Origin of the sequence: Nonomuraea sp. SYSU D8015 (genome assembly GCF_008065375.1) — a bacterium.
Classification (GTDB): Bacteria; Actinomycetota; Actinomycetes; order Streptosporangiales; family Streptosporangiaceae; genus Nonomuraea.
This window is the reverse complement of the sequence record NZ_VJYI01000005.1, coordinates 276,173-299,870: the sequence shown is the minus strand read 5'-3', so window position 1 is coordinate 299,870 and position 23,698 is coordinate 276,173. Positions and strand designations below refer to the sequence as shown.

General features: G+C 70.4%; 19 protein-coding genes. 8 read left to right on the top strand and 11 right to left on the bottom strand.

Annotated elements, in window-relative coordinates:
• Positions 1 to 25: 25 nt before the first annotated feature.
• Positions 26 to 5,884, top strand: coding sequence for an FtsK/SpoIIIE domain-containing protein (locus ID574_RS60010; protein WP_223166998.1), 5,859 nt, complete (start codon positions 26 to 28; stop codon positions 5,882 to 5,884).
• Between the two features lie 537 nt (positions 5,885 to 6,421).
• Here ID574_RS60010 and ID574_RS23760 read toward each other — a convergent pair.
• Together ID574_RS23760 and ID574_RS23755 are read right to left on the bottom strand one after the other, a co-directional pair.
• A complete protein-coding gene (locus tag ID574_RS23760; protein WP_188191154.1) occupies positions 6,422 to 7,786 on the bottom strand; it encodes a WXG100 family type VII secretion target in 1,365 nt (454 codons plus the stop codon).
• Between the two features lie 5 nt (positions 7,787 to 7,791).
• Entirely contained in the window at positions 7,792 to 8,172 is a 381-nt protein-coding gene (locus ID574_RS23755; RefSeq protein ID WP_188191153.1) for a hypothetical protein, read from the bottom strand.
• A gap of 96 nt (positions 8,173 to 8,268) precedes the next feature.
• Here ID574_RS23755 and eccB point away from each other — a divergent pair, with 96 nt between their 5' ends.
• Positions 8,269 to 9,696, top strand: a complete 1,428-nt coding sequence (eccB, locus tag ID574_RS23750; RefSeq protein WP_188191152.1) for a type VII secretion protein EccB — start codon at positions 8,269 to 8,271, stop codon at positions 9,694 to 9,696.
• Between the two features lie 8 nt (positions 9,697 to 9,704).
• Here the strand turns inward: eccB and ID574_RS23745 are convergent, their stop codons facing one another.
• The 8 genes from ID574_RS23745 to eccD all read right to left on the bottom strand — a co-directional run bounded on the left by ID574_RS23745 (position 9,705) and on the right by eccD (position 15,925).
• Positions 9,705 to 10,457: a WXG100 family type VII secretion target gene (locus tag ID574_RS23745; RefSeq protein WP_188191151.1), complete on the bottom strand. Its 753-nt coding sequence runs from the start codon at positions 10,455 to 10,457 to the stop codon at positions 9,705 to 9,707.
• A complete protein-coding gene (locus tag ID574_RS61695; protein ID WP_188191150.1) occupies positions 10,454 to 11,452 on the bottom strand; it encodes a type VII secretion target in 999 nt (332 codons plus the stop codon). Before ID574_RS61695 ends, ID574_RS23745 begins: the two co-directional genes overlap by 4 nt.
• 61 nt (positions 11,453 to 11,513) lie before the next feature.
• Complete coding sequence (locus tag ID574_RS23735; RefSeq protein WP_188191149.1) at positions 11,514 to 12,794, bottom strand: WXG100 family type VII secretion target; 1,281 nt, start codon at positions 12,792 to 12,794, stop codon at positions 11,514 to 11,516.
• Positions 12,794 to 13,123, bottom strand: coding sequence for a hypothetical protein (locus tag ID574_RS23730; protein WP_188191148.1), 330 nt, complete (start codon positions 13,121 to 13,123; stop codon positions 12,794 to 12,796). Before ID574_RS23730 ends, ID574_RS23735 begins: the two co-directional genes overlap by 1 nt.
• 86 nt (positions 13,124 to 13,209) lie before the next feature.
• The gene (locus tag ID574_RS23725; protein ID WP_188191147.1) at positions 13,210 to 13,518 is read right to left on the bottom strand and encodes a WXG100 family type VII secretion target; all 309 of its coding nucleotides are present in this window, start codon (positions 13,516 to 13,518) and stop codon (positions 13,210 to 13,212) included.
• Between the two features lie 17 nt (positions 13,519 to 13,535).
• Positions 13,536 to 13,883 carry a WXG100 family type VII secretion target gene (locus ID574_RS23720; protein WP_188191146.1) on the bottom strand — a complete coding sequence of 116 codons (348 nt, stop codon included), beginning with the start codon at positions 13,881 to 13,883 and terminating at the stop codon, positions 13,536 to 13,538.
• 232 nt (positions 13,884 to 14,115) lie between these two features.
• A complete protein-coding gene (locus ID574_RS23715) occupies positions 14,116 to 14,556 on the bottom strand; it encodes a YbaB/EbfC family nucleoid-associated protein (protein WP_188191145.1) in 441 nt (146 codons plus the stop codon).
• Positions 14,557 to 14,578: 22 nt separating this feature from the next.
• The gene (gene eccD / locus ID574_RS23710; protein WP_262496040.1) at positions 14,579 to 15,925 is read right to left on the bottom strand and encodes a type VII secretion integral membrane protein EccD; all 1,347 of its coding nucleotides are present in this window, start codon (positions 15,923 to 15,925) and stop codon (positions 14,579 to 14,581) included.
• 251 nt (positions 15,926 to 16,176) lie between these two features.
• Between eccD and eccCa the strand changes: the two genes are divergently transcribed.
• The 3 genes from eccCa (at position 16,177) to ID574_RS23695 (ending at position 21,672) form a co-directional block, all read left to right on the top strand.
• Positions 16,177 to 20,160: a type VII secretion protein EccCa gene (gene eccCa / locus ID574_RS23705; protein WP_188191144.1), complete on the top strand. Its 3,984-nt coding sequence runs from the start codon at positions 16,177 to 16,179 to the stop codon at positions 20,158 to 20,160.
• 79 nt (positions 20,161 to 20,239) lie between these two features.
• Positions 20,240 to 20,539 carry a hypothetical protein gene (locus tag ID574_RS23700; RefSeq protein WP_188191143.1) on the top strand — a complete coding sequence of 100 codons (300 nt, stop codon included), beginning with the start codon at positions 20,240 to 20,242 and terminating at the stop codon, positions 20,537 to 20,539.
• On the top strand, positions 20,536 to 21,672 hold the full coding sequence (locus ID574_RS23695) for a transglycosylase SLT domain-containing protein (RefSeq protein ID WP_188191142.1): 1,137 nt from the start codon (positions 20,536 to 20,538) through the stop codon (positions 21,670 to 21,672). Before ID574_RS23700 ends, ID574_RS23695 begins: the two co-directional genes overlap by 4 nt.
• 17 nt (positions 21,673 to 21,689) lie before the next feature.
• Here ID574_RS23695 and ID574_RS23690 read toward each other — a convergent pair whose 3' ends face one another.
• Complete coding sequence (locus ID574_RS23690) at positions 21,690 to 22,091, bottom strand: hypothetical protein (RefSeq protein WP_188191141.1); 402 nt, start codon at positions 22,089 to 22,091, stop codon at positions 21,690 to 21,692.
• 124 nt (positions 22,092 to 22,215) lie between these two features.
• Here ID574_RS23690 and ID574_RS23685 point away from each other — a divergent pair, with 124 nt between their 5' ends.
• Genes ID574_RS23685 through ID574_RS23675 form a run of 3 tightly spaced genes read left to right on the top strand, consistent with a single transcriptional unit; the run spans position 22,216 to position 23,698 of the window.
• Positions 22,216 to 22,455 carry a hypothetical protein gene (locus ID574_RS23685; protein ID WP_188191140.1) on the top strand — a complete coding sequence of 80 codons (240 nt, stop codon included), beginning with the start codon at positions 22,216 to 22,218 and terminating at the stop codon, positions 22,453 to 22,455.
• 20 nt (positions 22,456 to 22,475) lie between these two features.
• Positions 22,476 to 23,312: a hypothetical protein gene (locus tag ID574_RS23680; RefSeq protein WP_188191139.1), complete on the top strand. Its 837-nt coding sequence runs from the start codon at positions 22,476 to 22,478 to the stop codon at positions 23,310 to 23,312.
• Positions 23,309 to 23,698: a YbaB/EbfC family nucleoid-associated protein gene (locus tag ID574_RS23675; protein ID WP_188191138.1), complete on the top strand. Its 390-nt coding sequence runs from the start codon at positions 23,309 to 23,311 to the stop codon at positions 23,696 to 23,698. Before ID574_RS23680 ends, ID574_RS23675 begins: the two co-directional genes overlap by 4 nt.

Genomic DNA, 23,698 nt, shown 5'->3' with positions numbered 1-23,698 from the left:
CGAAGTCGAGCGAGGAGACGGCATCATGCGGATCATGCTCACCGTGCTCGGCGGGCAGGGCGACCGCGACGTCGTGATCGACGGCGACGACGACGCCACGGTGGCGAAGGTGAGCGAGGCGCTCAGCGACCACGGACCTCTGGCGAAGGTCGTCCGCCTGCCCCGAGCGCGAGCGCCGTACGGCATGTCGGCCGACGGCATTCATGTGCCGCCGCCGCGCCGGCCGGAGCGCGCCCACCTGCCAGGCGGCCAAGAGCCGGTGATGTGGCGCGACGGCCGCCCGCTCGACCCGCGGGCCAGGGCCTCGTCCGTGCTGCGCGACGGCGACAAGGTCACGCTCGACCCCAAGCTGGCCCGCGCCACCGTCGTCGAGGAGCCGGGCGGGGTGGCCGAGGTGCGCGTGGTGGGCGGGCCGGCGGCCGGTGCGGTGCACCGGCTGGGGCTGGGCGCCCACATCATCGGCTCCGACCCGATGTGCGCGATCGCCGCCGCCGATCCGGCGCTCGCCCCCGAGGCGGTCACCGTACGCGTGACGCCTGACGCGATCACCGTGGCGCGCACCTGGCGCGAGCCGGGAGAGGCGCCCAAGCTCAAGCTCAAGGGGCGGTGGGCCGAGGAGGTCGCCGAGCTGACGGCGCGGACCGCCGAGCGGGAGGCGGCCGAGCTCGCCGCAGGCTACGGCGAAGCCCCCGAGCTCGACGGCCGGCCGTTCACCGAGCCCGTCGAGTGGCCCGACCAGGCGGTGCTGACCTGCGGCTCCTCGGTGTTCGTGCTGACGTCGATCGAGCCCAAGGACGCCCATCTGGCACCGCGGAGCGAAGGCGGCATGGCCTACAACCGGCCGCCGCGGCTGCGCCGCCCCGAGCCGGAGCGCAAGTTCGTCAAGCCGAAGGAGCCGACCAGGAACGAAGGCCTGCGCCTGCAACTGCTGGCCGCGCTCCTGCCCGCCGCGCTGGGGCTGACCCTGGCGATCGCCCTGGGGCAGTGGTACTACCTGCTCATCGCCTTCATGACCCCGATCATCATGATCGGCCAGTGGTGGAGCGACCGCCGCCACGGCAAGAAGCAGCACAAAAAGGCGATCAAGGAATACAAGGAGCGGCTCCAGAAATACGACGAGGCGGTCGAGGGGGCCAGGGTGATCGACGAGGCGGCCCGCCGGGCCGACGCCCCTGACCCCGCCCAGGTGCTGCTCACGGCCACGGGGCCGCGCCGGCGGCTGTGGGAGCGCAGGATCCACGACTCCGACGCGCTCAGGCTCCGGGTCGGGCTCGCCGACCTGCCCGCCAACCTGGAGCTGTCGGAGGAGCAGGGCGGGCCCATCGATCCGCCGATCTGCCGCTCCGTGCCCGTGGCGCTGCCCATGCGCAGGCTGGGCGTGGCGGGCCTCACCGGCCCGCGGGCCGCCGCGACCGGCCTGGCGAGCTGGCTCATCGCCCAGGCCGCCACTCTCCACAGCCCGCGCGACCTGGCCATCGTGGTCGTGTCGGCGCATGCCGACGCCGAGAGCCGCTGGGGCTGGATGCGCTGGCTGCCGCACTGCGCGCCCCGTGCGGGCGAGGAATGCGTGGCGTTGTTCGGCACCGACCCCGACTCTGCCGCGCGCCGCGTCTCGGAGCTGGCCGCCCTCATCGACGAGCGCCAGAACACCAAGATCCCCGAGCTGGGCAAGATCCCCACCGGCTGGGACGACCTCGGCGGGTCAGAGAAACCCACGTTCTCCTCCTACGACGTGCGCCCCCACGACGTGCTGGTGATCCTCGACGGCGCCCAGGTGCTGCGCGGCCTGCCCAACATGCCGCAGGTGCTGCGGCAGGGGCCGCGTTCCGGCGTCTACACCCTGGCCCTCGACGACGACCAGCGCCTGCTGCCCGAGGAGTGCCAGACGGTGGCCGCGTGCGGCGGCGACGGCCTCGTGCGTCTGCGCGGCGGCGGCCTCGACGTCATCGGCCCGGTCCTGGGCGACTTCGTCTCGGCCGCCTGGTGCGACCGTCTGGCCAGAGCGCTGGCCCCGATCCGCGACGTGAGCAGGGACGACCCGGCGGGCAACCTGCCCGGCGCGGTCCGCCTGCTCGACCTGATGCGCATGCCCAGCCCGTCGGGCAAGGAGCTGGCCGCCCGATGGGGCGACCGGGGCTCCACGAGCGCGCTGATCGGCGTCGGCCCCGAGGGGCCGTTCTCGGTGGACCTCAGGCTCGACGGCCCCCACGGCCTGATCGCCGGCACGACCGGCGCGGGCAAGTCGGAGCTGCTGCAGACGCTGATCTGCGCGCTGGCGGTGGCCAACCGGCCGGACCAGCTGACGTTCGTGCTCATCGACTACAAGGGCGGGGCCGCGTTCAAGGAGTGCGTACGCCTGCCGCACACGGTCGGCATGGTCAGCGACCTCGACGGCCATCTGACACAACGCGCGCTCGACTCGCTGGCGGCGGAGATCCGGCGCAGGGAGCGCCTGCTGATGCAGGCCGGGGCCAAGGACATCGACGACTACGCCGGCGCCGTCCCTCTGCCGCGGCTGGTGCTGATCATCGACGAGTTCGCCGCCCTGGTGGCCGAGTTGCCCGACTTCGTCACGGGCCTGGTGGACATCGCGCGCAGGGGCCGTTCGCTGGGGATCCACCTGATCCTTGCCACCCAGCGCCCGGCGGGCGTGGTGACGGCCGACATCCAGGCCAACACGTCCCTGCGCATCGCGTTGCGGGTGACTGAGCCCTCCGAGTCGACGGACGTCATCGACCTGCCCGACGCGGCCCACATCTCCAAGTCCACGCCGGGCCGCTGTTACGTGCGGTCGGGGGTGGGGGCGGCGACCGCTGTGCAGACGGCGAGAGTCGGGGGCCGCAGCCCGGCGGCGTCGGGTGCGCTCGAGGCGTCCGGCGGCAACGTGCGGGTCGTGGACGTGGCCTGGCGCTCGCTGGGCAAACCGCTTCCGCGTCCGCCGGAGCCGGAGGAGGAGTCGACGGTCACGGACCTCACGCTGGTGGCCGACGCCCTCATCGAGGCCGCCCAGCTGACCGGTGTCCCTGCCCAGCCCAGCCCTTGGCTCGACCCCCTCCCCACCCACTTCGTCCTGGACCTCCCAACGCCTGCCTCCGTCCCCGAGCCCCCGCCCAACACCGCCTCCGCACCCGGCAGTGCGGGCGACATTCCGGCCATCGCGTCCAACCCACCCGAGACGACGGGCAACACGCCCGCCATCGCCTCCGCTCCGCCCGGAACCACCGGAAACACCCCCGCCATCGCCTCCGACCCGCCCAGAACCACCGGAAACACCCCCGCCATCGCCTCCGGCCCGCTCGGGTTCGCTGGGAACGCGTCAGGCATCGACGTGGGCGCCTTCGGGAGCGGCTCGAAGCAGGCGGGCACGACCTCCGCATCGTCCGGCGCCGCTGAAGGCGTGGCCGGCGTCGTCCCCTTGGGCGGTGCGGGGGACGGGCGTGGTGAGTCCGGTGACGGCTCGGTCTCTGACTCGTCCAGGTCAGGCGACGCCCGAAGGCCAGGCTCCCGTTCCGAGGCATCTGATGCTGACGGCGCCGCACCGCGCTCCGCTGGTTCCCATGCATCGGGAGCCACGCCCGTTCACGCCTCCGGTGTTCCCTTCCGCGGCAACCCCCTGCAGCCCCGGGTGAAAGGCTCCGGCCAGCCGGCGCTGGAAGACTCCGGCCACCAGGGGAACGTCAGCGCGGGCGTGGTTCCATCCACGGGGTTCGGCCCCGTCCCACCTCCGGGATCCACCGCGCTCCCACCGTCCGGATTCGGCGCCGCCCCACCGGAAGAGCCGGACATGTCCCCTTTGGCAGGGCAGGAGATGGCGCATTCAGCAGGGCCGGACATGTCCCGCCCGGCAGAGCCGGACGGGCCCCACCCTGCGGGGACGGGCGTCTCCCACCCGGCAGGGTCGGATCCGTCGTCTCCGGCGGGGCAGGTCGGCACGCCGGGCCCGTTCCATCCGGCGGGGTCGAATGCCTACCCTCCAACGGGACTTGGCGCGCGCCTTCCAGCAGGACCGGACGCCCGCCCACTTGCGGGACCGGGCGCGCACCCTCCTGCAGGACCGGACACCCGCCCACTTGCGGGACCGGGCGCGCACCCTCCTGCAGGACCGGACACCCGCCCACTTGCGGCACCGGGCGCGCACCCCCCTGCAGGACCTGGCGCGCCTCCTCCGGCAGGGGTGGGGGCATACTCTTCGGACTCGTCGGTGCAGGTGGACGGCGCTCCGTTCGGAGGGTCGGACAGGAGCCGGGGGTCGCGTGCGGGTGGGGCTCCGTCGTCAGACTCGGGGGTGTCGGCGGGTGGTGCGTTCGTTGAGGTGGCGCCTCTGCCCTTCGGCCTCACCGATCGGCCGTGGGCGCAGGATCGGAAGCCTCTGGCGCTGGACCTCGCGCACGGAGGGCATCTGCTCATCGCGGGGGCCGCGCGGAGCGGCAGGTCCACGGCGCTGCGGACGATCGCCGGGTCCATCGCGGCCCACACCTCCCCCAGCGACGTGCACCTCCACGCGGTCGACTGCGGTTCGGGAGCGCTCCTGCCGCTGGTGGCGATGCCCCACTGCGGCGCGGTGGTGACCCGTGACCAGCTCGACCGGGTCGAGCGCCTGCTCACCAGGCTCCGGGCCGAGATCGGGCGCCGCCAGCAGCTCTTGGCCGAGGCCGGGCACGCCTCCCTGGCCGAATACCGCCAGGCGGGCCACCGGCTCCCCTGGCTGGTGTTCATGCTCGACCGCTGGGAGGGCTTCGTGGCGGCGTTCGAGAGCTACGACTACGGCAGGCTCATCGAGGCGCTGCTCCAGTTGCTGCGCGAGGGCGCGGCGGTGGGATTTCGCGGCGTGGTCACCAGCGACCGGTCCGGGCTGCTGGGCCAGGTGTCCACGGTCTTCGACGAACGCCTGCTGCTGCGTCTCTCCGACGGGGCCGACTACGGTCTGGCCGGTTTCCCCCTCAAGGGCCTGCCCTCGTCCATGCCCGCGGGCCGGGCGCTGTCGATGGGTGAGCACGGCGTGGTGGAGCATCACATCGCGCTCCTCGCCGCCGACCCCTCCGGTCCCGCCCAGGTGGCGGCGCTCCAGTCCCTGGCCAGGCAGGCCGCCGCAGCGGGCGAGGACGAGGCGGGTCGTCCCCGGCCGCGGCGGCAAGGGCCCGCGCACGAGGACGGGACACCGCTGGGGCGAGGCGCATGGCGGTGGAGCGGGGAGCCGCCGCTGCGCGTGGACGCCCTCCCGATGCGCATCACCGCAGCGCAGACCCTCGAACTGGATCCGTCCTTCGTCCCTCCCTCACCGCTGTGGGCGCTGATCGGCGCGGGAGGCGACGCCCTCGCCCCGCTCGGACTCGACCTGCTGGCTCACGGGCCCGGCGCCGTGATCGCGGGCCCCGCCCGCTCCGGCCGGTCGTCGGCCCTGCTGACGGCCGCGCACTCACTGATCGATCGCGGCACCCCGGTCATCGCCATCGCGCCGAGACGCAGCCCGCTGAGAGACCTGGACGGAGCCCTGGCGGTCCTGGACGGCAACGCCGCCAACCTGCTGGAGCTCGTCGCGGACCAGCACCATTACGTCGTGCTGGTGGACGACGCCGAGCTGATCAATCCCGACTCCCCGCTGGGCACGGCTCTGGAGGAGGTGCTCCGCTCGGGCAGGGACGGCGATCACGGCCTGCTCATCGCCGGCACGACCGGGGACCTCGCGGTCGCGTATCGCGGCTTCGTCGCCGAGACCCGCAAGGCCCGTACGGGGCTGCTGCTGGCGGTGCAGGGGCAGAACGACGGTGACATCTTCACCATCCGCCTGCCGCGTGGCGCGGCGGGCGGGCCGCCCGGACGCGGCCTGCTCGTGACGACCGGCAACATCACCCCCGTCCAGGCGGCTCTGCCGGACAACGCCTGAGGGTCTCCCCTCGCCTCCCCGCCTCCGCCGGTCTCATGCCGCAGATGGGAGAGGACGACGGTTCGCGGGTTCGCGTCCGGCACGTGGGAGGGCGGCGAGTCCGCAGGCGGAAGTGGGGTTCGCGGCTTCGTCCCGCAAGCGGGGGCGGCACGCCTCAGAGGTCCGCCGGCTCCGTCCCGGAGGCGGCAGGGCGGCTCGCGGGTGCGTACTGCCCGGCGGAGCAGGGTTCGCGGCTTTCGACCCGAAAGCGGGGACGCGGCGCGCCCCTCGTAGGCGGAGGGCTGTGGCGGCGGCGGCAGGCGGATGGGCCGCTGGCGGGTTCGTGCTGCCCGCCGGAGCAGGGGACGCGGCTGGCGGGTTCGTCTCGCGGGTGGGAGGGCAGCTGGCGGGTTCGTGTAGCGGGTGGGAGGGCAGCTGGCGGGTTCGTGTAGCGGGTGGGAGGGCAGCTGGCGGGTTCGTGTAGCGGGTGGGAGGGCGGCTGGCGGGTTCGTGTTGCGGGCGGAGCAGGGTCGTGGGTTCCGCCCGCAACAGGGCGCGTTAGCCGATCTTGCTGTTCACCGCCGAGTCCGTGTCGCCGCCCCACACGTCGTCGTCCTCGTGGAGCCACGTGGTGGATTCGCGGTCCCGGGATTGCTCCGCGCCCGCTCCACCCCCCATCGCGCCCATGGGCATGATCGGCATCCCCGTGTTCCCACCGACCCTGACGCCGCCTGCCGGTGCCGCGGCGGGCACGACGCCGCCACCGTACGCGCCGGGGCCGCCCGGGCCGCCGGAGGTGCCCGGAGTGAACGACGAGGTGTTGGGGGTGGCGTGGCCGGGCGGGTTCGCGGTGGGGAAGTTCCCGCCGTTGGCCGTGTAGCCGTTCGGGGGGCGCTGGTAGTCCTGGAGATTCGTGGTGGGATTGGTGCCGGGGCTCGGCACCTGGCCGGGGTTCTGCGACGTGGCGCCGGCCGGGTTCTGGCCGCTGGGGTCGGTGCCGCGGGGGTCGGTGCCGCCGGGCGTGGCCGTGGAGCCGGTGGAAGGGTCGCCCTGCTGCCCGGGCTCGCGGGGGTCAGGATCGGTCTGGGTGGTGTCGGTCGGGGAATGGACGGAGCCGAGGGTGGGGCCGTCGGTGTCCCGTCCGCCCGGCCGGTAGCCGTTCAGGTCGTTGTTGCCGTACGAGACCGGGGTGACGTTCCCCGTGCCCGGCCGCTGGTCGCCGAAGTTGTAGTCCACCGGAGGGGGCTGATACGTCGGCCCTGCCGACGGATGGATGTCCGGCAGCGTCTCCTCCAGGTTGTCCGGCATCTTGTGGAGGATTTGCTTGAGGTCGTTGCCGAACGTCTGCAGGTGGAGCCCGGCCAGCTCGTTCGAGGTCCCCCATTGGGCGCGGGTGGAGTTCACAACCTCACCGCGCTCGTTGTAGTAACCGGTGTAGACGCCGAAGTTGTCCGAGATGAGGTCGTCGTTCCAGCTGCCGGTGTCGGTGAACGGTATCCCCGCGTTGAAGTATCCCTGGTAGTGCCAGGCCGGCAGCAGGAACCCCTTCCAGTCGTCGTTGAGGAACGCCTGGTGGCCGCGTACGACGTTGCCGAACTCCGAGAGGGGGTGGGCCATTTTCCCCAGCTTCTCGGCCAGCTCGCCCAGCGTCGCGTACAAAATCCCAAGTGCCTTCTGGGCTTCGACCGAGGCCTTGCCCTCCCAGACCTTGGCGAGGTTGTGGGCCTCCGCCTTGATCTCCTCCCTGGCGTCGTTGACCGCCTTCTGCGCATCGCGGTAGGCAGTCGCCGCATGGTCGATGGGCGCGGGATCGAACTTCCCGATCAAGGTGAGGACCTGCTCGACGTTCCGGTTGTCCGGGCTGTCGGTCCCGCCTGCTCCGGAGGCCTTCAGGGAGTGGGTCTCATGCCTGCTCTCTCCCATGACGATCACCTCCCGCCTTCGTTGGCCGTATTCGTCACCCGGTAGGTGCCGGCCCCGTCGTCGATCAGGGTTATCGCGGTTTCGAACTTCTGGAGGACTCTGCCGTAGACCTGCGTGAACGTTTCGTGGTTGTCCGTCAACGTTTGGAGGAACGTCTTGATCCCGTCGACGCGATCGATGCCCGCCAAGTGATCGCGCAGCTTGGAGAGGTCGCCGGAAGTGGCGAGATTTCCGACCGAACCCTTGCTCGTGCCATAGCCCGAAATGGGCTGCATCGCCTCACGCAGCGCTTCGGCGATGTTCGCGATCTTCCTGGCGTCGTACGTGACACCGTCCCGTTCCGCCTCCAGCCCCGGCCAGTCTTTGGGCGGTTGCGCTTCTCCCACGAGGCCCTCCCCCTTGGCACTTGATCAAGCAGCCTACTGGAATGTTTCCTTTGCCGTACAGAAAACTCATAGTCAACATGCGTAACATTAGGCAATATGCAGACCCAAAAGGATCTTTATCAGGCGCATCGGTTGATGACGCAGCGCCTGGGGCTGGCTCTGCTGCAGGGGGAACCGGATGTGCCGGAGTCCCCGATGCGGAGGCAGAACGTGGCGACGTTCGCCGGGATCCTGGTCGCCGTGCTGATCGTCGCAGGGTTCGGGATCTGGGGACTGCTCAAGCCGGGGAACGCCACCAAGCTGACCGAGGCCGGCCAGCTGCTGATCGAGGAGGAGACCGGCGCCTCGTACGTCTACAACCAGCAGAGCGGCAAGCTGCAGCCGGTGGCGAACTATGTCTCCGCGCGGCTGATGCTGGGCGAGGAGAACATCAAGGTCAGGACGGTGTCCGCGGAGTCGCTGGCCGGCTTCGGCCGCGGGCAGAAGGTGGGCATCCAGGGGGCGCCCGACTCGCTGCCGAAGCGCGAGCGGCTCGTCAAGGCCCCGTGGTCGGCATGCGTGGTGGAGGGGGTCGATGCAACCGGGATGCGCAAGCCGTTCGTGACGCTCGTGGCCGGGACCGACGTCGGTGGGACGCCCGTGGGCGGCGAGGCTCTGGTCGTCAGCGAAGGGCAGAACAGCTGGGTGCTCTGGGCCAACCAGCGCATGCGGGTGACGAACGTGGACCGGCTCACCGATCAGGCGCCGCGCCGCGTGCCCACGTCGTGGGTCAACGCCATCCCCGCGGGCGTCGACTTCGCCGCTCCGAAGGTCCCCCAGCGCGGTAAGAAGGCCGTCGGCCCCGGCGGCAAGGCGTCCAGGGTCGGGCAGGTGTACAAGGTCGCGCCCGTGGCCGGCTCGGGCGAGCGCTGGTACGTGCTGCTCGCGGACGGCCTCGCGCCGATCAACCAGACGCAGGCGATGCTGCTGCTCCTGGACCCGGCCAGCAAGAGCGCCTACGGCAAGCTTCCGGTCCGCGAGACCTCGATCGACGCGGCGAGCGCCAACGCGATGAAGGCCTCCGGGAAGGCCCTGCTGAACAACGGCCTGCCGGCCACCATGCCCCGCTTCCGCTCGCCCGGGGCGTCGGCCCCGCTCTGCGCGGTGTACGCGAACACGGCGAAGGGCTCGACACGGGCCGTGCTGACCACCGGCAGCAGGATTCGCATCCCGACGCCGCCGGCGAGCGCCGGCCCGGAGAAGGTCGACCAGGTGCTGCTGCCGCCGGGCAGCGCGGTGCTGGCCGGGACCCTGCCGGGCGACGGGCAGTTGTCGGCGGTGCAGCAGTACTCCCTGATCACCGACCAGGGCCGGAGGTTCCGCCTGTCCACGGCGGACGTGATCGCCAAGCTGGGGTACGAGGCCACGGACGTCGCGCCGGTGCCCTCCCACCTGCTCCTGCTGATCCCCGACGGCCCGATGCTGGATCCGGCGGCGGCCAGGACGCCGGTGCAGGAGGTGCAGACCATCCAGCAGCCGCGGTGATCGACGCCCTAGATCTTGAGGTTGCCCCCGCCGAGCGGCGCTCCCAGGGACTCGTCCATTTTCGGGGTGAGGGCGCCCATGTTCGGGTCGTACGTCATGCCGTCGTTCGTGAACGGCATCTTGCCATTAGGCGTCGACATCGTGTTGGTCGGTATGGCGGCCTCGAGCGTGGGGAAGATCTTGCCGCTCATCTTGGTCTGCGTCACGGCCATGCTCAGGAGCGTGCCGAGGCCGATGACCACCATGCCCTGCTTCTTGACCACGTTCCCGATCACGGTGAGAGTGGCCTTGCCCACGGCGGCGTCCGCGGCCTCCGCGGCCAACGCGGTCGGCGGAGTGCTCCTCATGGCCATCTTCCAGAGCCCGAACGCATACACGCCCAGGCCGATGGCCATACAGACGCCGGCGCCGACCTTGTAGAAATTGGCCGTCGATCCGACGCCGTCAGCGGTGTTGTCACGGATCTCTTTGAGCTGCTTGATGGAGTCGTTGTAGCTCGTGTAGACGCTGTCGAAGGCCTCGGACGCCTTGCCCTCCCATTTGCCTTTCTCTTTGAGCTGGTCCCTCAGCGTGCGGAGCTCCCCGCTCAGGGTGTCCAGTTCGTTCGTCCGCCATTGACCGGCGGAATGGTCCATGCCGTTGGGATCGGAGACCATGGTGCCGATGGCGGCGGCGACGTAGAACGGCCACGGCCGCCAGATCATGGCGGCCCCGAGCATCGCCGCCCCGGCACCCGTCATGTAGAGGTCCTTGTAGTTCACAGGTCTTCCTCCTGACCGATCACCTGGGGTGCGATGTCCTCGTCGCCGCCCCAGACGCCCTCGTCCTCGGACAGGCCGACGGTTTTCTCACGGTCGTTCTTCTGGTCGCCGGCCGCGCCCCCGGCACCCATGGGCATGAACGGCATCATCGGCATGCCGCTGCCCGCAGCCCCGCGCAGACCGGCGGTCGCCGCGGCCGGTACGGCGCCGTTGGGGCCGGCGCCCACGCCCACGCCTCCGCCGGGGCCGCCGAGCGTGCCGGGTACCGTCCGCGTGCCGGGGGAGCCGGGGTCGACGGTCGGCAGGTTGCTCCCGACGCCGGGGGGCGGGGGCTGATAGGACGACAGGTCAGTTTTGCCGGGATTGTTGAGCGCCGAGTCGAGGTCGGGGACCCTCATGTCCGCCGGGTCGGTGGTCGGCAGGTTCTGCTGAGGCAGGTCGGTGCCGGGCAGGTCGGTGCCGGGCAGGTTCGGCTTCGGCAGGTCGGTGGAGGGCAGGTCCGAACCCGGCGGCTTGCCATTGCCCGGCAGGTCGCCGCCCGGTAGATCTCCTCCGGGGAGGCGGCCGCCCGGCAGGTCCCCTCCGGGGAGGCGGCCGCCCGGCAGGTCTCCACCTGGGAGACCGCCGCCGGGGATCTTGGGCAGGTTCGCGTTCTTCAGACCGTCCATGCCCAGGTTGCCGGGACCGGGGATGTCGTTCAGACCGGGCACGTTGCCGCTGTCGTCGTCGGCCTTCCGGTAGTTCTCACTGGCATGCTTGAGTGCCGGCATCCAGGAGGCCAACGCCGCGCGGGCCCGCTCCAAGGCGTCCCGCTGGTTGGCGATCGCGTCCTGGTGGACACTGTGGACTCCCAGGCCGACCACGCCGAAGTGGGGCCAGGGAACGTCCAGATTGTTGGTCGCGTCCCTCAGCTTGGCGACGCGGTCGACGTGCGGGTTGATCGTCTCGCTGCTGGCTTTGATCTCCTCCGCCGTGAAGCTGAGGCCCGATGACAATCCCTGGCCACCGAAGCCTCCGAGCGAAGGGAAAGGGTTCGACCCATTGTTGCCCATCAGTTCATCCGATCACGGGGTCCGTCGTCTCATGGCTGGTCGTCCAGCTGCTCGCGTCCTCCGGCACGTACGTGTTCCGCTCCAAGTCGCCGTGCTCGCCCGCGCCTGCGGCACCGCCCATGAACGGCATGAACGGCATCCCGGCCGACGACCCGCCGCTTCCGCGGCCGCCTGGCCCCACCGCGGAGGCCGGACTGCCGCCGACGCCCGGCGAGCCGATGATCGCGGGGATGCCCGGCGACCCTGACGGTCCGATGTAGCCGCTGGGAGGGCTGATCGACGTGGTCGGCACGGTCGCGGCCGGCGTGGTCAGCACCGGCGGCTGATAGCTCGCCACGGCGGTCTGGCGCGGGTCGACGGTGTTCGTGTCACCCGTGGTCGTACGGTCCTGATCGCCGATGACCGGCGGAACCGTGCCGTCGCCGGAGCCGGGGGGTTGCGTCTGGCCCGGGGCCGGGGTCGTGGGCGTGTTCGGGTTGGAAGGGCCGCCAGGATCGCCCGGGTTGTTCGGGTCGGGGTTCGTGGGATTGTTCGGATCCGAACCGCCCGGGTTGGAGCCGCCCGGATTGGAACCACCCGGGTTGGAGCCGCCGGGGTTGGAACCGCCGCTACCTGGGCTGGACCCGCCGGAGCCACCGCCGGAGGAGCCGCCGCCGCCCGAGTAATCGCCCGCCGACGAGCCGAAGGTGGGGCCTGTCGTCCCGGAGCCTGTGGGGTAACCCGGGTTCTGGGTGTCGACGGGGACCCCGGGGAGGTTGACCGTGGGCAGGTTGTACTCGATGGCCGCGGGAACGTCGCTGTAGTAGACGGTGACGATCCACTTGTTGAGATCGTCGAGCACCTTCCGCGCGTGCTCGTTCTTGTACGCGGTGTCGAGCTCTTCCTGGGTCTGTGAAGGGGACGAGACTTCCGGGACGTCCACCTTTTCATTGATCTTGCGGTGAGCGTCCTGGAGGTGCGTCGCGTACGTCCCGAGCGCGCCGCCCATCTCCCGCATTCTCTGGACGAGCTGGGCGCCGGTCGCCTGCAGCATGTCCAGCGCTTCCCCGGCCAGCTCGGCGTCCGGCCCCTTCCAGATCTGCAGGATCTTGGCGCGGTTCGCCTCAAGGGCGTTGACGGCCTGCTCGACCTTGCTCGACGCGTTGTTGTACGTCATGCCGGCGCCGGAGACCGTCGACGGGTCCGTGTTCAGGATCCACTGCTTGATCTCGGCCATGGAGTTGTTGACGGAGGTGCCCTTGGGTCCGTCGCCGAGCTTGATCTCGACCTTCCCCCGCTCAGCCATCAGGTCTCACCCTCGTTGGTCCGGCGCGCCCTGTCATGGTTGTCAGCGCTGAGCTCGACGGCCTTGACGACGTCCTCGTACGCCTTGATGAACTTGTCGTACACCTCGGCGAACTTCAGGCCCGCGTTGGACGACCCGACGACCTTGGCGAGGGTCTCGGCGTCCGACCACCGGCCGATCTGGGTCGCAGAGAGCTCGTTGCCGGTGTCGATCTGGTTGATGTTGCCGTTGGGCCGCTCGCCCCGGCCCATCATGGCGTCGAAGGCGCCTCTCAGCTCCTGCGCCACCAGGCGCATGCCGGACGGCGAGTTCTCCCGGGCGTCGGTCATGCCTCTCCCCCAACAACAGTTCCCCCAACAACAGTGCTCTCGGCCACCGCGCCCCAGCGATGACCGAGAGAATGGACGAATTCGGGTCAGTCCGTCCAGATGCTGATGTTGCGCCGCTCGGCGGACTCGTAGTTGCCCTTGGCGACGTTGACCGCCGTCGCGGCCTGGAACAGCTGCTGGCCCATCGCCTTCTCGTGGGCGTTCCACTGCTCGCGCTTGGTGTCGAAGAACTGCTGGGCCTCGCCCTCCCAGCTGGCGCCCAACTCCTTCTTGATGTCCTGGTACAGGTCGTCGGTGGCCCTGTCGAGCTCGGTGACGACCTTCTTGAGCTCCTCGTAGGCCTGCTCCATGGAGCCGAACCGAACGTATGTGTAGTCGTCAGCAGGCATAGACATGATGGTCTCCGTCCAGCTCAGCGGTTGGCGTTGATGAGGGAGTCGATACGGCCGCCCTGACCGGCCCCGGCGAAGCCGCCGGCGATGTCCATGTTCTGGTCGGCGGCGTTCCGGTAGACACCGGCGCCGATGTTGAGGCGGTCGTAGATGTCCTCAAGAATCTTGATGACCGCCTTGAACTCGACGTCCCATTGGTCGAGCGCCTGGCTGAACTTCTGCGCCGCGCCACCCTTCCACCCCTGGGTGGTCAGGTCGCCCTTGATCTGCTGGACGCGCTGCCGCATGCCCTCGATGTACTGCGCGGTGTCCTGGCAATAGCCTGCCGCGTTGGTCAGCTGAGTTGGGCTTGCCCCGTACAGTGCCACTGGACCTCCAAGTCGACATGGCCTGGTCTGTCACGACGGGCGGTCACCCGGTGAAACGAACGGACTACCCCCGTGAACAACATCAAATGGCATGGTAGTCACTTTTGGCCCCACAATTCCCAGAAATATCAAATTACGGATCGGTCACGCTGTGGCGACTTTCCGGAAAACCTGCTGGTAGAGGGCGCAAAAGCCCTGACATCAGGAGAGCCTCGGCTGTGGGTGGACGGCGTCAGAGCTCCATCCGGCGGCGGATGGTGTCGAGCTGACCCATCACGTCCGTGAACGCCCGGTCGTGGACCGCCTCCATCTCCTTGAGCTTGTCGAGCGCGGTGGCCGGGTCGGAGAGCCGCATCGGGTCGTCCTTCCCACCGAACATCTCGCCCACGGCCGCGTTGACCTGACGCTGGAAATCAGCCGTGGCGTCCGCGAGCGCGGTCTTGATCAGGTCGGCCAGCTCGCCCGAGCCCATGCGCATCGCCTTCGGGTGGATCTCCAGCTCGCGCACGCCCTGGTGGTCGTACTCGACGGTGACCATGCCGTTCTCGTCCTCGGCGCGGCCGACGTACGAGTCGAGGTTGCGCTGGAACTCCTCCAGGTGCGCGAACTGCTCCTGGGCGCCCTTGAGCAACTTGTCGATGTCGATGTTCGCGAAGTCGCCGAACTCCTGCATCCCACTACCTTCCTGAAAGAGATCAGCCGGACAGCCCGCGCACCCAGGTGTAGACCTCCAGCACGCCCAGCGCGAGCGGGAAAAGCTGCACGATCAGCGCCACGTCCAGAATGTCGGCCGAGCGCCCCCAGAACGGCGACGGCTTCCCCGTCGCCAGCCAGAGCCCGATGCCCACGGTCGTCAGGGCCAGCCACAGCACCCCGATGGCCACGGCCAGCGACCCCACGATCCCGCCCTGGCCAACCAGCGACAGCGCGAGCATGGCGAACCCAGCCAGGCCCGTGCCGATGAGCCAGAGCCGCTGTCCGAGCCCGCGGAAGACCCGGGCCCGCATGATCACGGTGAGCGACAGGGACACCGTCATGACGGCCGCCACCCAGTCGCGGTCGAGCACCAGCAGCAACTGCGTCACCAGCACCGAGATCCCGATCGCGGCGATCATGCCGGTGGCGTAGCGCTGCGCGACCCTGGTGCGGTCCTGGATGGCCTGGGCGTCCAGGCGCTGGTTGTCGCTGCGGAGTTCCTCCGCGGTGGTCGGCATGGCCGGCAGTGGCACCTTGGCCAGCCGGAACGACAGCGTGGGCACCAGCGGGCTGAACGCCAGCAGCACCGCCACCGCCACGGCCGCCACCCCCGCGGGCGGCGCCGACCACACCATCACCGCCGCCGCACAGATCCCTCCGGCCGTGGCGGCGACGGCCGTGCCCAGGAAGCCGGGAACGCCGTCGGAGACCAGCGCGCCGCCGACAGCGGCCACCAGCGCGGTGCAGGCCAGCGCCGACAGCAGGTGCGGCGCGCCGAACCCGGCGGCGGAGCCCGGCGCGAACAGGCCCGCGACGAATCCGTACGGCAGCGCCGCGTGCCCGATCAGCGCGCCGGCCATCGAGTCACCGACCGCCCGGGACAGCAGCGTGCCGGTGACGACCAGCAGCAGCGCCAGCAGCCCGGCCACGATCGTGACGGTCAGCGCCGGCATCCCGGACAGGGCCAGCCCGACACCGCCCAGCACGAGCAGGCCGGCCGCCCCGCTGGCACCCACGATCCTGGTGTGCCTGGCCGACCAGACGCCGCGGCCCTCGCGTACGCCGGTGGCCACCACGTCGGCCACGTCGTCGTAGAGCGCCGGCGGCAGGATCGCCTCACGCGGCCTGAGATAGAGGATCTCGCCGTCGAGCACGCCCAGCGCGCCCAGGCTCTGTCCCAGGTCGAGCGGCGCCCCGCCGAGCCGCTGCAGCGTCCACCCGGGAGCGGCGGCCGAGTCGCCGCCCACCTCGCCGAGCGCCCGGAGCAGTCCCGGCAGCACGTTCGGCAGCGGGATATCGGCGGGCAGCGACAGGTCGGCCTTGCGCCGCGGACCGACGATCGTCACATGGCACTGGGTCGGCATCGGCATGGGCACCTGCGCCAGGGCGCCCTGCTGGAAGGGGCCCTGTGGCGGTGGCGGGGGACCGAGGCGCCCGGAAAATCCGTTCATCGGCGGCGGACCCGGGGGTGGTCCCTGGATGGGGGGTGGACCGGGCGGAGGTCCCTGAACAATATGTCCCATATCAACTCTCCGTCCCCACCAACGGTCATGGACAACAGAGAACATATCCGGTCTCTTCTGGTAAGAACGTCTCGATGAGCATCGTCGTCGTCCGCCGCCCTGAGCGCCGTCCGGGCCCCAAACCCCCGCGCGGCGAGATCCTGCTCGAGTCCCCACCCGAGATCCCCGAGGTCCAGGGGCAGGGCTTCACGCTGGTCCTCACCTACCTGCCGATGGTGGCGGGCGCGGCGGCGATGGCCCTGATGTTCACGTCCTACGGCAACGCCAACCCGATCATGTACGTGGCCAGCGGCCTGTTCGCGCTGTCGATGGTGGGCATGACGCTGGGCCAGGTCGGCCGCCAGGCGGGCGAGCGGAAGTACCGGCTCAACGGCGCCCGGCGCGACTACTTCCGCTACCTGAGCCAGGTGCGCAAGAGGACCAGGCGCGCGGCCCGGCAGCAGCGGGAGGCTCTGGAGTGGAGCGGTCCCGAGCCCGACTCCTTGTGGTGGATCGCCATGGGGCCCCGGCTGTGGGAGCGCCGCCCGCGCGACGATGACTTCGCCACCGTACGGCTCGGCACGGGCGTCCAGAAGCTGGCCATCCAGCTCATACCGCCGGACTCCAAGCCCATCGAGGACTTGGACGCGCTGGCCGCTGGCGCCCTGCGCAGGTTCATCAGGGCGCATTCGACGGTGTCCGGGCTGCCCGTCGCCGTAGCGCTCGGCTCGTTCGCCCGGATCAGAGTGACCGGCGACCCGGTCGCCGTGCGCGACCTGATGAGGGCCATGATCGCCCAGTTGACCGTGTTCCACTCGCCCGACGACATGCGGATCATGGTGTGCGCCGGCGCGGACTGGATGCCGCACTGGGAATGGGTCAAGTGGCTCCCGCACGCGCTGCACCCCGAGGAGGTGGACGCGGCCGGTCCCGTACGGCTGATGACGGAGAACATGAGCGAACTGGACCGGCTGGTCGGCGGCGAGCTCAAGGAACGCGCCCGGTTCCGGCCGGGCGCCGCGGCCGACTCGCTGCCGTACCACGTGCTGATCGTGGACGGCGGGCACGTGCCGCACGACTCCCAGCTCGGCACCGACGCCATCCAGGGCGTGACCGTGATCGACCTGTCCGGCTCGACCGCCGACGTGGAGGAGGCCAACACCCTGCGGCTGGACATCCGGCCGGACGGCTTCCACATGGTGAAGATCGACCACGCGGGCAAGGAGCACCGGACGCGGCTCGGCGACCCCGACCGGCTCGACTATCTGCGGGCGGAGGGCCTGGCCAGGCAGCTCGCGCCGCTGCGGGCCTCGACGTCCTCCGGCGGCGAGGCCGAGGACGTGCTGTCGGTCAACACCACGCTGACCGAGCTGCTGGGCGTCGGCGATCCCACCCACCTGGACCCGTCCGTCACCTGGCGGCCGCGGGCCGGCCGCAACAGGCTTCGGGTGCCGATCGGGCTCGGAGCCGACGGCCGGGTCGTGGAACTCGACATCAAGGAATCGGCGCAGGGCGGCATGGGGCCGCACGGCCTGGTGATCGGAGCCACCGGCTCCGGCAAGAGCGAGCTGCTGCGGACGCTGGTGCTCGGCCTGGCGGTCACGCACTCGTCGGAGATTCTCAACTTCGTCCTGGTCGACTTCAAGGGCGGCGCGACCTTCCTGGGGCTGGAGTCGCTCTCCCACGTCTCGGCGGTCATCACCAACCTGGAGGACGAGCTCCCGCTGGTCGACCGCATGCACGACGCGCTGCACGGCGAGATGGTGCGCAGGCAGGAGCTGCTGCGCGCGGCGGGCAACTACGCCTCGCTGCGCGACTACGAGCGGGCCAGGGAGCAGGGGGCGGAGCTGGCGCCGCTGCCGACGCTGTTCGTGGTGCTCGACGAGTTCAGCGAGCTGCTGTCGGCCAAGCCGGAGTTCATCGACCTGTTCGTGATGATCGGCCGGCTGGGCCGCTCGCTCGGCGTGCACCTGCTGCTGGCCTCGCAGCGCCTGGAGGAGGGGCGGCTGCGCGGCCTGGACACCCACCTGTCGTACCGAATCGGCCTGCGGACCTTCTCCGCGATGGAGAGCCGGGTGGTGCTGGGCGTGGCAGACGCCTACGAGCTGCCCTCGGCACCGGGCAACGGCTACCTCAAGTTCGACACCACCGGCATGACCAGGTTCAAGGCCGCGTACGTGTCCGGCCCCCACCAGGTGGACTCCCACCGTCCCGGCTCCGAGGACGGCCACACCGTCCTGCGCCAGGTCGTGGAGTACGGCTCGGCGTACGTGCCGCTCCCCGTCGTGAAGGAGCCGCCCAAGGAGGCCCCGGCGGCCGCGGAGGTGGACGAGCGCTCCTCCCAGGCCAGCCTGCTCGACATCGTCGTGCAGCGCCTGGCCGGACACGGGCCGGCGGCCCACCGCATCTGGCTGCCGCCGCTCGGGGAGCCGGCCACGCTGGCACACCTGCTGCCGCCGCTGTCCGTCACGCCTGAGCTCGGCCTGTCCACGCCCGGCTGGCACGGCAGGGGCAAGCTCCACGCCGTCGTCGGGATCATCGACCGGCCGTTCGAGCAGCGGCGGGATCCGTACTGGCTGGATCTGTCCGGCGCCGCCGGGCACGTCGGCGTGGCCGGAGGGCCGCAGAGCGGCAAGAGCAACGTGCTGCGCACGCTGATCGCCGGCATGGCGCTCACCCACACCCCGCGCGAGGTGCAGTTCTACTGCCTCGACTTCGGCGGCGGCGGCCTCGCGGCACTGGAGGGGCTGCCGCACGTGGGCGGCGTCGCCACCAGGCTCGACGGCGACCGGGTACGCAGAACCGTCGCCGAGGTGGCGGCGCTGCTGCAGCAGCGGGAGCGGAGCTTCACCGAGCGCGGCATCGACTCCATCGCCACCTACCGGCGGATGGTGGCCGATGGCAGCGCTCAGAGCGACGGCTGGGGCGACGTGTTCCTGGTCATCGACGGATGGCTGACGATCAGGCAGGAGTTCGAGAGCCTGGAGGGCGTGATCACCGACCTGGCGGCGCGCGGGCTCGGCTACGGCATCCACGTGGTGGCGGCGACCAACAAGTGGTCGGAGTTCCGCTCCGGCATCAGGGACCTGTTCGGCACCAGGATCGAGTTCAAGCTGGGCGACGCGTACGAGTCGGAGATCAGCAGGAAGGCGTCGCTCGCCGTTCCCGAGGGAGTGCCGGGCCGCGGCCTGACCAGGGACGGCATGCACTTCCTCGCCGCGCTGCCGCGGATCGACGGGCAGCAGAGCGCCGAGGACGTCTCCGAGGGCTTGCGGTCGGTGGTGGAGATCGTGCGGCAGTCCTGGCAGGGGCCGAAGGCGCCGCCGGTGCGCCTGCTGCCGTCGCTGCTGCCCGCGGCCGCTATGCCGGGGCCGGAGCTGACGGGCCCGCACCGCATCGCGATTGGCATCGACGAGGACGCGCTCTCGCCGGTCACGCTCGACTTCGAGACCGATCCGCACTTCATCGTGTTCGGCGACAACGAGTGCGGCAAGTCCAACGTGCTCAAGCTCATCATGGAGGGCGTGGTCGCGAGGAAGACGCCACACGAAGCCATGATGATCGTGATCGACTACCGGCGCTCGCTGCTGGACACCGCGGTGACCGAGCACCGCATCGGCTACGCCGCCTCCAGCACGGCCGCCACGGAGCTGATCCAGGACGCGCGGTCCGCCCTGCTGAAGCGCCTGCCGCCGGCCGATCTCACGCCCGAGCAGCTGCGGGAGCGGAGCTGGTGGCAGGGCTCGGACCTGTACATCGTGGTGGACGACTACGACCTCGTGGCCACGTCCAACAACCCGCTGCAGCCGCTGGCCGAGCTCCTTCCGCAGGCTCGGGACATCGGCCTGCACCTGGTGCTGGCCCGGCAGAGCGGCGGCGCCAGCCGGGCGATGTACGACTCGGCCGTCCAGCGGCTGAAGGAGATGGCCAGCCCGGCGCTGATCATGTCGGGCAACCGGGATGAAGGCCAGCTCTTCGGCAACATCCGCCCGCAGCCGCTGCCCGTCGGCCGCGGCTTCTACGTCGACAGGAGGTTCGGCTCCCGCCTGATCCAGACCGCGTACCTGGAGCAGGTGTAGTCCATGGCCGGGCAGAACGGTGTCCGTTATGCTCGGCCCTCCTGTGCTTCATACACAGTCGGGGAGTTCCATGGGGTTTGTGGATGTACATGTCCGGGCGATCGAGGAGTGCGGGCGACAGGCGACCCGCGTCCGGAACATGCTCGACTTCAATGACGCGTTCGTGGACGGCAAGGCCACGGCGCCGAGCGGCGCCACCGACGCCGGCATCTTCGGCAAGCTCGAAGGCGCGGGCGACCTGGCCACCAAGATCGATGAGGTGTGGAACTCGGTCAAGCACGAGCTCGGCGAGGGACGCAACCGCTTGAAGAACGTCGACACGGCGCTCGGCGAGGTCGTCACCAACTACCGCGGCGCCGAGGGGGCCTCCGGCGCATGAGCATCGTCCAGACGCTGGCCGGGAAGCTGGCCAAGGTCGACGGCGACCCGAAGGCGATCAGGAACATCGCCGCCGGTCTGCGCGCGGTTGGCGACCACGTCTCCACTTCGATGAACCGGCTCCCCCGGTACGTCAGCGAGGTCGGCAAGGCCTGGCGGGGCGCGTCGGCCGAGGCCTTCGCCTCGTACATGGCCGCCTACCCGAAAGCGGGCAACAACCTCAAGGGAGCGCTCACCACGTGCGCCTCGGCGCTCGACGAGGCCGCCGGCAAGCTGGAGAGCGCCCACAACACGATCACGAACCTGCACAGCCAGGCGAGCGCGGCGCAGACCGCTTACAAGAACAAGCACCCCGACGCCACCGCGGCCGACATCGACAGGCATGTCGCCTCGGCGCTGCAGGGCGACCCGGTCAAGCAGGCCGACGACGCCATCCGGGACGCCCAGGACGCCGTGGCCTCCGCCAAGAAGGCGCTCGGCGAGCAACTCGGCGAGGGATTCACCTTCTTCAAGGGCATCCCGCAGCCCGACGGGGCCGACTTCAAGGAAGGCACGCACAAGGTCGACTGGCGGAAGATCGGAAGCTACAACCCCACCACCACGCTCGCCTCGACAGGAAATCCCGGCGGCCTGAACGGCCCTGGGGACGGCGGCCCCGGGGGCGGCGGCTCGGGAGGTGGCGGAGGCGGCGCCGGCGCGCCGTCGTCGTACGGCAACGCCCCGGCGCCCAAGGCTCAGGTCGTCGAGTGGATCAAGCAGGCCCTCACGATCATCAAGTCGCCCGAGATGGCCGCGATCATGCGGCAGAGGGGGCTGGACGTGAGCGACCTGGACCCGAACGACCCCAAGGACATCCAGCGCATCTGGACGATCATCTACCACGAGTCCGGCGGCAACCCCAACGCCATCAACAATTGGGACATCAACGCCAAGAACGGCGTGCCGTCCCAGGGACTGATGCAGACCATCCCGCCCACCTTCAACGCGCACGCGCTGCCCGGGTACGGCCAGATCCGGGAGCCGGTGGACAACATCATCGCCGGCGTCCTGTACACCTACAGCCGCTACGGCAACCTCGCCGGCCACCCCGGCATCTCGTCCCTGGAGCGGGGCGGCGGCTACCGGCCCTACTGAGCCAGGGAAACACCGGGTTACGACAACGTGAAGGATGATCGCACAATGCCCTTCACCTGGGCAAATGCCGATTTAAGCGACATTTCGCGGTGATACAAAGATCGGGTGTCGACTGATCCTCCGTCCACCAGCGCGAGCCCGTCCCCGACGGGCGGCGCCTCACCGAGCCCTTCGACGCCCGCTTCCAGCACGCCCAACCCGACGCCGAGCACCCCGCCGACCAGCGGGACGCCGTCGCCCACGCCGTCTCCTTCGACGACGCCTCCGAGCACGACGCCGTCCCCCACACCGAGCACGACGCCGTCCCCGACACCGAGCACGTCGGGGACGCCCACGCCGAGCCCGTCGATGGTCAGCCCGTGCCCGCACGCCCCCAAGTGCCCGCCGCCCGTGTGCCTGCCGCCGTCGCTGCGGCTCACGGCGACGCCCAGCGCCGGCCCTCGCCCCAGTCCTGACAAGCCTGCGGGAAACGGCTCCGGCGACAAGTCGAACCTTCCCGGGTACGAGACCCGGACCGGTTCGATCGACGCGTTCGCCGGGTCCATGAGCGGCGCGGCCCAAGGCGTGAACCTGGTCAAGGAGCGCACCCCCCGCTTCGAGGGCTGGAACCTGGTCCCGCTGGCGGGCGTCCCCCTCGTCGGCCGGATGTTCGTCGGCCGCTACAACACCATCTCCGACACCTGGCGTGACAGCGCGGGGATCCTGCGAGGTGTGCTCGACAAGGACAGCGAGAAGGTCACCAGGGCGGCGCAGAACTACCGGAACGCCGAACGTCCCGGCTGAAAGAACTGAGAAGGATCTGGATGTCGACTCCCTCGAACCAGCCGCCCAAGCTGATCATCCCCGGTCAGAGCACCACACAGCCGACCGGCGGGCAGCTCCATCTGGCCAACTCCAACGGCGCTGTCACCAAGACCGTCACGGTGCCACCGGCCACCGCCCGTGCCGACAACGGTTTCTTCAATCGCCTGATCGCCCGGCTGAACCCTCTGCGTGCGGCCACCAGGCCGGCGATGGGACTGCTCGGCGCGGGCGCGATCGCCCTGGACGTGGCCGCCACGCTCAACCTGGGCAACCCGTTCCTCTTCTACGACCGGCGGGAAACCTGGAAGGAGATGTCGGGCTCGCTGGAGGGCAGCAGGTCGAACCTGTGGCGCGGCTACTTCGACAACGTCTCGCCGAACTGGAAGGGCCACGCGTCCGAGATGCTCCAGCAGTACGTCCGGTTCAACGTCAACGGCCTGTTCAGCCAGCTCGGCAAGGTCAGCGACGACATGAGCAGCAGCATGCAGTCCCAGTTCAAGGAGGTGGCCGAGTACGACCTGTCGGTCCTCGGCCTGTACGCCTCCCAGGCGCCGATCCTCAGGACCCTGGCCTCCATGAGCGCGCATCCGGTCGCGCGCGCCACTCTGGTGGCTCAGACGGGCCTCTTCATGGGCGCGCTCGGCAACCTCCTCAAGCAGTTCGCCGACATCTACGTCACCAACGAAGGCGAGCTGAACAAGCTGGAGCTGAAGCTCAACGACCTGAGAGGCGCCTTCTACAACTCGGGCAACCCCGAGCTGGGGGCACGCGACCTGGACCTCTCGGGCAACATCGAGAACAAGGACATCTGGGTCCACGCGTCGGAGCAGGAATGAAAGAGATCAAGGCATTCGCCGAGGGCAGGGAGGGCGACGTGACCGGCCTGCTCCGCGAGATCAACGAGTGGACCGGCGCGCTGAACAGGACGATGGACGACCTGGCGAGAGAGCGGCTGGAGGGCGCCGACGAACGCGGCATCGTACGCGCCAAGATCTCCGGCACCGGCCGCTTGCTCGGGCTGACCATCGACTCGCGCGGCCTGAACGACCTCGACCACGTCCAGCTGGCCGCCGCCGTCATGGAGGCCGTCGGCGCGGCCCGCGCCGCGATGGGCGACCGGCTGACAGAGCTGATGAGCGACCTGGTCGGCCCCGAGTGGTCCGCGCAGCCCGGGGAGGACCCGTTGGCGTCCCACATCCAGCGCGTGTTGCGGGAGGGATGA

Excerpts from the sequence above, each read along its gene's own strand:
- ID574_RS23695 (WP_188191142.1), top strand. The coding sequence starts at position 20,536 with ATGAGCATCGTCCAGACGCTGGCCGGGAAGCTGGCCAAGGTCGACGGC.
- eccCa (WP_188191144.1), top strand. The coding sequence starts at position 16,177 with ATGAGCATCGTCGTCGTCCGCCGCCCTGAGCGCCGTCCGGGCCCCAAA.
- ID574_RS60010 (WP_223166998.1), top strand. The coding sequence starts at position 26 with ATGCGGATCATGCTCACCGTGCTCGGCGGGCAGGGCGACCGCGACGTC.
- eccB (WP_188191152.1), top strand. The coding sequence starts at position 8,269 with ATGCAGACCCAAAAGGATCTTTATCAGGCGCATCGGTTGATGACGCAG.
- ID574_RS23760 (WP_188191154.1), bottom strand. The coding sequence starts at position 7,786 with ATGGGAGAGAGCAGGCATGAGACCCACTCCCTGAAGGCCTCCGGAGCA.
- ID574_RS23725 (WP_188191147.1), bottom strand. The coding sequence starts at position 13,518 with ATGTCTATGCCTGCTGACGACTACACATACGTTCGGTTCGGCTCCATG.
- ID574_RS23680 (WP_188191139.1), top strand. The coding sequence starts at position 22,476 with ATGTCGACTCCCTCGAACCAGCCGCCCAAGCTGATCATCCCCGGTCAG.
- ID574_RS23735 (WP_188191149.1), bottom strand. The coding sequence starts at position 12,794 with ATGGCTGAGCGGGGGAAGGTCGAGATCAAGCTCGGCGACGGACCCAAG.
- ID574_RS23715 (WP_188191145.1), bottom strand. The coding sequence starts at position 14,556 with ATGCAGGAGTTCGGCGACTTCGCGAACATCGACATCGACAAGTTGCTC.
- ID574_RS23675 (WP_188191138.1), top strand. The coding sequence starts at position 23,309 with ATGAAAGAGATCAAGGCATTCGCCGAGGGCAGGGAGGGCGACGTGACC.
- ID574_RS23730 (WP_188191148.1), bottom strand. The coding sequence starts at position 13,123 with ATGACCGACGCCCGGGAGAACTCGCCGTCCGGCATGCGCCTGGTGGCG.
- ID574_RS23685 (WP_188191140.1), top strand. The coding sequence starts at position 22,216 with ATGAGCGGCGCGGCCCAAGGCGTGAACCTGGTCAAGGAGCGCACCCCC.